The sequence below is a fragment of the Streptomyces sp. CO7 genome, assembly GCF_053474865.1.
Genome location: NZ_JBRIOU010000002.1, coordinates 1050429 through 1054208, shown reverse-complemented (window position 1 = coordinate 1054208; position 3780 = coordinate 1050429). Strand labels below are relative to the sequence as shown.

Below are 3780 nucleotides of genomic sequence, written 5' to 3'. Positions count from 1 at the left end.
GGGCCGGCGAGGTGGTCGCGCCAGTGGGCGAGTGCGGCGGTGGGGTCGCGCTCGCGCCGCCAGGCGGCCACGTCGCCGAACTGCAGCGCCACGTCGGGCAGTCGGCGTCCGGAGTAGAGCGCGGCGAGTTCGTCGGGGAGCAGGTCGAGCGACCAGCCGTCGCCGAGGATGTGGTGCAGGACCAGGCCCAGGACGTGGTCGTCGGCGCCGTCGTCCGGGCCGCCTTCCGGGCCACCATCCGGGCCGACGCGGATCAGCGCGGCCCGCAGCGGCGGTGCTGCGGCGAGGTCGACCGGCGCGTTGGTGCGGGCGGCCACCGCCTCTAGGGCCTGCCGGTCGTCGGCGACGGCCAGTTGCTCCAGCGGGACGGGGCCGGCCGGTTCGACGACCGCGGTGGGCGCCCCGTCGACCTCGGGGAAGCGGGTGCGAAGGATGTCGTGACGTGCGGTGAGGTCGTCCAGGGCCCGCTGGAGGGCGGCCGGGTCGAGGGGGCCGCGCAGCCGGTGGACGATCCACATGTTGTAGGCGGCGTCGTGCGGGTCGAGCCGGTGGAGGAACCACAGCCGCTCCTGGCTGTGGGAGAGCGGGGCGGGGCTTCCGGCGGGCCGGGGACGCGGGCCCGGGTCGGTGTCGGCGTCGGGCTGCGCGGTGTCGAGCAGGGCGGCGAGCGAGGCCACGGTGGGGCGGCGGAACAGCTCGCTGACGGCGACCGGTACGCCGGTGCGCGCGGTGAGCCGCGCGGTGACCATGGCGGCGCGCAGCGAGTGGCCGCCCAGGGCGAAGAAGTCGTCGTCCGCCCGGACGTCCGCCACCTCCAGGATCTCGCCGAAGACGGCGGCGACCAGCTTCTCGCTCGCGCTTTCGGGCGCTCTGCCGGTGGCGTCCCGTTCGGCGGCGGACGGGTAGGGCAGGGCCTTGCGGTCGACCTTGCCGTTGGGGGTGAGCGGAAGCTCCGTCAGGGGGACCCAGCGGGTCGGCACCATGTAGCCGGGCAGCCGGTCGGAGAGGTGGTCGCGCAGCCGGTCGGCGAGCCGGCCGGCGTCCTCGGCGGAGGTCCCTGGGGCGGGGACGTGGAAGGCGACCAGCTGCTCGTCGGCGACGCCGACCACCGCCTGCCGCACCTGGGGGTGGGTCTCCAGGGCGGCGGCGATCTCGCCGAGTTCGATGCGGTGGCCGCGCAGTTTGACCTGGTCGTCGGTGCGGCCGAGGAACTCCAGGGTCCCGTCGGGCAGGCGCCGGACCAGGTCGCCCGTGCGGTAGACCCGTTCGCCGTCGAGGTCGGTGAAGCGCGCGGCGGTGAGTTCGGGGCGGCCGAGGTAGCCGTCGGCGACCCCCGCACCTCCGATCAGCAGTTCCCCGGGGACGCCGAGGGGCACCGGGGCGCCCGCCTCGTCGACGACGTGGCAGGTGGTGTTGGCGAGGGGGGCGCCGATGCTCACCCGTTCGGGGTGGTGCGGGACCTCCCAGGCGGTGGACCAGATGGTGGTCTCGGTGGGCCCGTACATGTTGACCAGCCGGCGCACCCGGGAGCGGAGCTCGACGGCGAGCCTCGGCGGGAGCGGCTCGCCGCCGGTGAGCGCGGTGAGCGGGGGGAGGTCGCCGGTGAGCAGGACCCGCCAGCCGGAGGGGGTGGCCTGGACGTGGGTGACCTGTTCGGCGCGGACGAGGCGGCTCAGGGCGGCGCCGTCGCGGGCGGTGTCGGCGTCGGCGACGACGACCCGGCCGCCGGTGACCAGTGGCAGGTAGAGCTCGAGGGCGCTGATGTCGAAGGAGAGGGAGGTCAGCGCCAGCCAGCGGTCCTCGGGCGTGGAGCCGACCAGGGCGCGCAGCGCGAGCAGGAAGTTGGTCAGCGCCCGGTGCGGGACGACGACGCCCTTGGGATTGCCGGTGGAGCCGGACGTGTAGAGCACGTACGCGGTGTCGGAGGGCGCGGGGCGGCGGGCGGCGGCCGGGGCGGCGGCCTCCGCCGGGTCGAGGACGTGGTCGAGGTCGGCGTCGGTGAGGACGAGGGCGGCGCCGCAGTCCTCGGTGACGTAGGCGACGCGGGACGCCGGGTAGTCGGGGTCGACCGGCACGTAGGCGGCGCCGGCCATGACCACGCCGAGCAGTGCGACGATCATCTCCGCGCGGCGCGAGCTCTGCACGGCCACCCGCGCGCCGGGGCCCACGCCGCGCTCCCCCAGTCGCACGGCGAGTCCGGCGGCCGCGCCGGCCAGCTCCCGGTAGGTCGCCCTGGTCCTGCCCGAGACGACGGCGACGGCGTCCGGCGTGGCCCGCGCCCGCTCCAGCAGCAGGTCGACGAGCGTCTGCTCCGGGAGGGCGGCGGCGGTGTCGTTCCACGCTGCGAGGAGGGCGCGCTCGGCGGGCGGCAGCAGGTCGAGGCGGGAGACCGGCTGCTGCGGGTCGGCGACGACGGAGGTGAGCAGCTGCCGGTAGCGGTCGCAGATCCGCAGGGCGGTCGCGTCGTCGAACAGCTCGCTGCTGTGGATCAGGTAGGCCTTCAGGGAGCCGTCGGGCTCCTCGAAGAGGTCCAGGGAGAGGTCGCAGCGGGCGGGGTGCCAGCCGAGCGGGAAGGGCTCGGCGTCCAGGCCGGGCAGCGGATCGGTGGCGTCCCCCTCGCTGTGCAGGGCGAACATCGCCTGGTACAGCGGCGTCCGGCTGAGGTCGCGTTCCCGCACCAGCGCGCCGACCAGGCGCTCGAACGGGGCGTCGGGGTGCGAGAGGGCGCCGAGCACCGTCCTGCGGGTGGCGCGCAGCAGGTCGCCGAAGGCGGGATCGCCGGTGAGGTCGCAGCGCAGCACCAGGTTGGTCGACAGGAAGCCGACGACCCGCTCGAGTTCGGGACGTCCGCGGCCGGCGGCGGGCGTGCCGACGCAGAAGTCCCGCTGCCCGCTGTGCCGGGCGAGCAGCACCTGGTAGGCGGCGAGCAGCACCATGTACTGGGTGCAGCGGGCCCCTCTGGCCACCTCGCGCACTCCGGAGGCCAGTTCGGCGGGGATCCTGAACTCGGTCTGCCCGCCCGCGGGTCCGCGTTCGGCGGGGCGCGGACGGTCGGTCGGCAGGTCCAGGTCGGGGGCGCCGGAGAGCTGACCGACCCACCAGTCGAGGTCGGCGGGCTCGTGCGGCGCCGCGGCGATTTCGCTGTACTGGAGCGGCGGGGGCGGCAGCTCCCGGCCGGCGTAGTGGGCCGCGACCTCGTCCCACAGGACGTTGAACGACCAGCTGTCGCCGTTGATGTGGTGCAGCACGGCGCACAGGACGTGGTCGTCCGGCGCCAGCCGCACGAGGGTGACCCGGAACGGCGGCTGCGCCGCGAGGTCGAACCGCGTGTTGGTCCGGTCGGCGACGATCCGCCCGGCCTCCTCGACGGAGGCGGCGTCGACCAGTTCGACCACGACCGGGGCCGGGTCCTCCACGACCGCCGTCGGCACGCCGTCCGACTCGGTGAAGCGGGTACGCAGGGCGTCGTGCCGCTCCACGACCGCGGTGAGGGCCTTCTCCAGGGCCGCCACGTCCGGTCTGCCGCGCAGCCGGAAGGCGTACGACAGGTTGTTGGACGGGTCGTCCGGGTCGAACCGGTGGAGGAACCACAGGCGCTGCTGGCCGATCGAGAGCGGTCCGGTCTTCACTCGTTGACTCTCCGGGGTCATGGGGCGGCCTGGATGGGGCCGGGAGCGGCCCGGTGGCGGGCGGTCCGGCGGCGGGCGGTCCCGTGGCCGGGCGTCCGGTGGCCGGGCGTCCGGTGGCGGGGGGCGCCCGGCCACCGGACGCCCGGCCACG

At 75.8% G+C, this 3780-nt stretch carries 1 protein-coding gene; it reads right to left on the bottom strand.

The window, feature by feature from the left end:
- The coding region (locus ACOV8S_RS06775; RefSeq protein ID WP_448316682.1) for an amino acid adenylation domain-containing protein at positions 1 to 3629 on the bottom strand (3629 nt) is incomplete at its 3' end.
- Positions 3630 to 3780 lie beyond the last annotated feature (151 nt).